This window comes from Ruegeria sp. CK2 (genome assembly GCF_056536585.1).
The window spans coordinates 1-6,923 of the sequence record NZ_JBQFPW010000035.1 but is presented as its reverse complement, the minus strand read 5'-3'; the positions used below and the strand labels follow the sequence as shown (position 1 = coordinate 6,923).

The 6,923-nt window shown below is 53.2% G+C and carries 2 protein-coding genes and 1 pseudogene; 2 read left to right on the top strand and 1 reads right to left on the bottom strand.

The window, feature by feature from the left end; all coding sequences use genetic code 11:
- Positions 1-1,960: 1,960 nt before the first annotated feature.
- Positions 1,961-3,097 (top strand): Hint domain-containing protein, encoded by a 1,137-nt coding sequence (locus tag ACR0BU_RS24320; protein ID WP_480739491.1) that lies wholly within the window; start codon positions 1,961-1,963, stop codon positions 3,095-3,097.
- A gap of 773 nt (positions 3,098-3,870) precedes the next feature.
- Here the strand turns inward: ACR0BU_RS24320 and ACR0BU_RS24315 are convergent.
- A pseudogene (locus tag ACR0BU_RS24315) lies at positions 3,871-4,118 on the bottom strand (transposase); the annotation flags it as partial.
- 403 nt (positions 4,119-4,521) lie between these two features.
- Between ACR0BU_RS24315 and ACR0BU_RS24310 the strand changes: the two are divergent.
- A partial coding sequence (locus ACR0BU_RS24310) for a beta strand repeat-containing protein (RefSeq protein WP_480755780.1) occupies positions 4,522-6,923 on the top strand: 2,402 nt, incomplete at its 3' end.

Genomic DNA, 6,923 nt, shown 5'->3' with positions numbered 1-6,923 from the left:
CGTTGCCATAGATCTCCGGGCTCAGCTGATCGAGCGCGTCCGCGTAATCGGATGAGTTCGTGACCGCCAGCAGCCCGTTCAGCACAGGGGCTGTTGCAGGTTGGAGCTGGAATGTTCCGCACTTGAGTCTAATTGCTCCTTATCCTTGCGCTCTGGAACAGAGGCAATCGCTTGGCCGAGAGAGGAGTTCAGTCGTCAAAACCCTGCATGAGGATGGGTAAAGATACCTAAGATATCAAATGCGTCGCAATACGTTCCAAACGGAGCGATACAGGCATACCACCGGTAGCAGCCCGATTAGATAAACGTTAACTAACTTCTGCAGATGCCCAAATTTAAGGTATCTCAGTGGCAACAGGCACGCGCCCCTTGAACCCAACGCGAGCCCTCTGCCGGCGCCGAAATGCGCCACTCACTCAACGGGCGAAGTTGCGGCCCCCTCCAACTTCGCCCATTTTCATGCCACAAATCGGGACTTTTCCTATCCTGCTTCTGCCAAAACCAAATTGTATTACCGATAGCGACACGCAGTCCGGAGAGCAGCCAAGAAACCGGAGTACAATCTATTCCCGACCGACGTGTATTGAAATGATCTGCGCCGCGAATAGCTTCGGGTAACCTCTGACAAAATCCAACCATAAATTGACGAACGGTTGGGTTGAGCGCATCAATCGCACAATCAAAGGCGCAACCGTCAACTGGTATCACTAAAAACGCCGCGACTAGCTATGCTCCAATTTGGCCGATTTATTTGGTGCCGATTACCACGCCCATCGCATAATGACACTAAGCAGTCTCATGCCATCCGAATACATCTGCATAATCTGGTTCCAGAAACGGATCAGTCCATTGTCGATCCAATCCATCAGAAGCCCGAAGCAAGCCCCGAAGTCTTTCCAAACGGGGCGGCCTTTCATCACCCAGTGATAGCAAAGTGGAGTTGCGAGGAATTGCAGCACTCACACCTACTCTTCACTATGTCTGCTTGCCAAAGATCCAAAGGGTACACTTTGCGACGTTTTAGGGACGCTTAGTTTCGCATGAAAGCTGTGAATAACTGATTAATTCAGCCACCTTTCTTAGTGATAGCCGAGACGTTGCTGAACACAGAGGTAGCACTGTCGATAGGAGTAGTTGATCTGAAAATGCACATGGAATTCAGTTCGCGCGCGCTCACCTTTTTGCTAGCACTACCAACCGCTCTAGCAAGTTGTGCAGTCCTTTCGCCAAAGCAATTTGAAAGCGAACCGATCTCACTTAGCACGGCAACCGGGGTGGTGACATGCCAGCTATATACTCGTGAGTTGTTGGCATGGGACCGGGCAATCGAGTGGCCGGACCACATGACCGCACAGACCGCTGATGCAATTTGCAAGCAAGAGGGGAAGCGTAGAGCCGTTTCGTAATACGGACTTCGCTAAAAAAATGATTGGATTGGGGTCAGAGCTTCAAGTGTCACCGGATGAGCCTTGGGTGAAGGTGGAAGATATCTCAGTTGGTGACGAAGTGCTCGATCTTATTACTGGAAGATTTGTCTGTATTGAGGACATAGTTGTTCGAACAGTCAACTTGGAACGGGATGGTTCTGACGCTGTCTTACCATTGGTTTTTGAATCACGTTTCAGAGGTGCGAAAGTCGCAAACCGGTGGAACATCGTCTCTATCGAGCTTGTTCTGGCTTCATTGCCGTACGGGTTCGACAAGATTCTCAGTACTGCGAGTTCTTCTTGCGCGCCATCGGACTATTTTGACGTATTTTCAAGTAGTTATCTTGTTGAATACAAGATCCAATTCTCACGCCCGGTCTTAACCCGAATTGGCGGAGTGTTTTGTTTTTTCGAGTCCGTGGTCGACCGAGCCAGCCGATCACTTCATCGTTCCTCGCGTATTCCCCCCAAACAGACAACACATTCACTGAATCCCAACACTTCTCGGTCAATACTCAACAGGAAAGCATACGATGACTGAAACATTTAATGTTATCTTCCTTGGCGTTTTTGCGAGCATAGACCCAATCGAAGGCAATAACGTTGGAGAGAACGCGGCTGCGCTTGTCGGCCTGACGATTGGTGGTCCGGGTGACGCGCTTTCTGAAAGAATTCAAACGTTTGAACCAGGCAGCGTTCACTTCTCCGGCGGAACGCGGCCAGTTGCTTACGACTTTGACAACCAGAATGCTAATGAGACCTTTCGCATCAACGGTGGCGCCGATCAGGTTTACGATGCATCCCTTATCTACGACATTACGATTACCTACATTGGTGGATCGACTGCAACCGTTTCTGCAGTTGTGTTTCAGGATACTGCGGGAAACACGTACCTTGCACCTGAGATTTCAAGCAACGACGACCAAACCGCCTATGACGCTGGGCCAATTCAATCACTGACTATCAATGGTGTTATTGAAGACTCCGCAGGTGGGTTCACGGGTTCCCGAGCGGTCGGATTTGTAACCTGTTTTACGCGCGGCGCAGAAATAAAAACTCCAGAAGGCGTCAAATCTATCGAAACTTTAAGAGTGGGTGATTGTGTGCTAACGCGCGACCGCGGAGCGCAACCAATTCGTTGGGTTGGCTGTGCCATTCGTCTCTGCACGGGCGCGATGGTCCCAGTCAGAATTTCCAGGGGGGCATTAGCTAAAAACTTGCCTCGGCGTGATTTGGTTGTGTCCCAGCAGCACAGGGTTCTTATCCGTTCCCGAATTGCAGACCGTATGTTTGCAACATCTGAAGTATTGATTCCTGCAAAGAAACTACTTGGGTACCCAGGGATTGAACTAGCCAAAGACTTGGATGTTGTGACGTACTACCACATCTTGCTGGACAGGCACGAAATCATCTTCGCTGAAGGTGCCGAAACCGAGTCATTGTTTTGCGGTCCACAGGCGATGTGCGCTCTTGGCCCGTCGACCATAGCGGAAATTCGCCAGATATTCCCAGAACTGGACATGGATCAACAGAATCTTGCACGAGATGTACCTCCGGGACGTCGGATTAACCAGTTGGTCAAGCGGCACCGTCAGTCCAAAAAGGATTTAGTGCTGGGCGGAGATCGGGTTGCTCACGATGCCTTCCGGAGCATTTCTTGCGAGAGTTAGTGGCATACCCGAAGCAGTTGACACAGAACCCAAGGCTCAGGATCCATTGATTTCCGCGTGCGGCATGATTCACAGAAAAAAACTTGAATTGTGACATGCCTGATCTTTTCTGGCAGTAAAGCCCGATACTCTTCTGAAGCCAATGGGCGTGAGCCCAGCGTTTTACACGCTTAATGTATGTAATCCCCGTCTTTAGACGCGATGCAAACAAACTTGAGACAGGTTGCCAAGGACCATGAGGCTGCGAAGTGTTATCTCTTAGACACGAACCAACCCGTTCACTTTGATCAGATTGCGTGCTCCGGCAATCCATTCATTGCAGCCTTTGCCGTCCGATTACTTTTTCGATGGAGATTCACTGATGGAAAGCAGCCAAGGTGACCTATGATCCAGAAGATTAAGGTTCCAATATATGTCTCAATACTGATAGGTACGATCGCATTCAATAATAGTATCTATTCTTCAGTAAACCAAATATCTGGTGGAAACCTTCTGCTAAATTCTGTTTTCTTTGGTTTAATGTCTTTATTGTTGCTTATCTTGGTGGTTTCAGCGAGTAGGTTATGGCCAATTTTTCTAGTTATTCCGCTACTAGTAGCAATGGGTTGGGCCATGTCGTTGGGAAGTGATAACCAGAACGACTTCATTATTCCTTTCTACATCACCCAATTATTTGGATATATTTTTCTCATTACGGGATTTTTTAGTGAAACAGAAAGGGAAAGGCCCTGAATTTTTGGGTATAACTTTGGGGGTCAAGACTCGTTCTTGTTTCATAGCCAGGACATGACTGTTGCGGCGAGGGCGATTGCGGACAGAAAGACCTTGGGGCACCTGTTGTAGCGGGTTGCACCCGCCGCCAGCCTTTTAGCCTTCCGAACATGATCTCGCTCCTGTTGCGCCGTTTGTATCGGCGCTTATCATACTTGATGGATGTCGTTCGTTGCTTGCGACCAAGGATGCATGCGGGTACGCCGTTGTCTTTCAACGCTCCTCTGAACCAATCAGCATCATAGCCGCGACCGTAACGCAGGCGGAGACCCCTCAGCCACATTGCTTCGCAGTTTGCATTTTTGCATCGGACATAGCCTCTTCCCCGTTGTCACAAGAGTCTGACACAAGCCGATGGTGTTAGCCTCTTATTGCAACCCAATTTTTAGTCTTTTAGTCCTCAAACCCGGGCGGTTCAGTCACTAAACCGTCTCTCTCAGCTAAGCGAATGCCTCTGTTCCAGAGCGTAAAGATAAGGAGCCATTTGCCTCAAGCACGGAGCATTCTGGCTCTAAGTGCCGTCGGCGGGTAGCGCCTGCGGCAGGGTTGGCGCAAACCAGTCTCAATGAGGTCGTGCGGGTATAATCCGTGCCTTCCCTTCCAGTGTTTGGCCGAAGGGAGGCAAGGCCAGCACACAGGTTTTGAGGGCAGCAATGATTAAATCCCATCCCTTTCTCGAAAAGCTCCACTCCGGGATGATCCGCGGTGGGCGTATGACCAAACTGGCGGGTGTTGCCGCCAGCTATGCTCCGCAGTTTGCCGGAGCTCTGGTTGTTGCGGGTCCGCTGATGATGTCGGTGTCGAGCGCAGCGCTTGCGGATTGTGTTGCCAATCCGGCGGGGTCAGGCACGTTTGAATGCAGCGGCAGCGCGACGGTCACGCAGGATCTGAGCCCGCCTGCCGGGCAGGCGCTGGATGTCAGCACAACGGACCAGGTCAGCATCGTGACAACCACCGGAAGCGCGCTGCAACTGAACACATCAGCGGGAGATGGCGGTATCACCTTCACGGATGACAATGCCTCGACCTTAACCGGCGCCGCCGCCGGAGTTTCTGCGTTGAACTACGGCAATGGTCCGCTGTCGATAACGACCACCGGGCAGATCACCGGCTCCAGTGGTGATGGGATTTCCGGACGACACTACGGAAATGGCGTGTTGTCGATAACGAGTACCGGAGACGTCACAAGTTCTGATGGCGTTGGGGTCAGAGCGTTTAGCGAAGGAACGGGTCTGACCGTTAACACGGCTTCGGTGAGTGGAACAACGGGTATTCTAGCTACCAATGCTGATAGCGGTGCGTTGTCGGTAACGTCCAGCGGGCCCGTCACGGGCACGGACGACGATGGGCTCTACGCACTCAACGGTTCTAACGGCACGGATCTGACGATCACGACGGCGGCGGTTTCTGCCGCGTACCGTGGTATTTACGCGCGAAATTTTGGCACTGGTGCGTTGTCCGTAACGTCCACTGGTGACGTCAGCGGTGCGTTTGGCGATGGTATTTACGCACGGGGCAGTTCTTCGGGAACGGATCTGACGATCAAGGCGGCGGCTGTGTCGGGTGGCCAAAGAGGGATCTTTGCTCGAAACCAAGGCACTGGTGCGCTGTCGGTCACTACGACCGGAGATGTCACGGGTTCCAGAAGCGATGGTATTTACGCACAGGGCAGTTCTTCGGGAACGGATCTGACGATCACGACGACGGCGGTTTCTGGCGATCGCTATGGCATCCGGGCAAAAAACGACGGCAGTGGTGCGCTTTCTATAACGTCCACTGAGAATGTCACCGCCACAGAGGTCGGTCGCGGGTTAGGGATTTACGCGTCTAACTCTGCTTCGGGCACGGACATGAGCATTTCAGCGGCGGCGGTCAGCGCCGGGCGATATGGGGTGTATGCATATAATTTCGGCACAGGCAGATTATCTGTTACTGTAACTGGCGAACTCACCGCCGGTGAATCTGGTATTGAGGCGTTTAACTCTGCTTCGGGCACGGACATGAGCGTCACAACGGCGGCAATTTCAGGCTATAGCGGGATTACGGCCGATAACCAAGGAACCGGAGCGCTGACGGTAACAACAACCGACGATGTCAACGCGTCGGGTAGCACAGGTATTTTTTCAAGAAACTCTGGCACGGATCTGACGCTCACAACGGCGGCCGTGTCGGGAGAGCGAAGAGGAATGTGGGTTCGAAACTCAGGCACTGGCGCGTTAACGGTAACCACCACCGGGGCCGTCACGGGTTCCAGCAGTAATGGGATGACGGTGTACAACTCCTCTGCGGGCACGGATCTGACGATTACGGCAGTTGGGGTCTCAGGCGGTTATAACGGGATTGCTGCGGAAAACTCCGGCAGCGGCGGGTTGTCGATCACGACAACGGGCGCTGTCACGGGATCTAGCGGTAGTGGGATTCTCGCCTTTTCTTCATCCTCAAGTGCAGGTGCGGATGTGACCATTACGACGGGCGCGGTCTCGGGGGGTCATTACGGGATTAATGCGTTGAATGTTGGCAATGGTGACGTGTCGGTGACGACGACGGGACCCGTGACGGGCTCGGCTGGAAATGGGATCGTTGCGACGGCCTTTCGCGGTGCGGCCAGCGTCGTCGCGCAGGGTGATGTCACGGCAACTGGCGTGAACGGGCGTGGGGTGTATGCAGATGGTGCCAGCGGTGCCGAGGTGACTCTGTCTGGCAGCGTTCAGGGCGGAACCGGCGCGGGTGCGGGAGTGTGGCTCGGTGGAAGAGATGGGGAGTCCAACACGCTGAATATAGAGGCCACGGGATCGGTTTCCGCGCTGTCGGGCCTGGCGGTCCAGGGCGACGACGCGGATGACGTGGTGAACACCGCGGGCCTGATCACCGGCAATGTCGATCTGGGGGACGGGCGCAACAGGGTTAACATCCTCTCCGGCGGCCGCCTCGATGCAGGAAGCAGCATCAACGTTGGGGATGGCCTTGTGGTGAATGAGGGTACGTTCTCGCCCGGCGGCGACAATGTGATCCAGACCACCACCATAACAGGCGATCTGAGCCAGGAGGCCTCGGG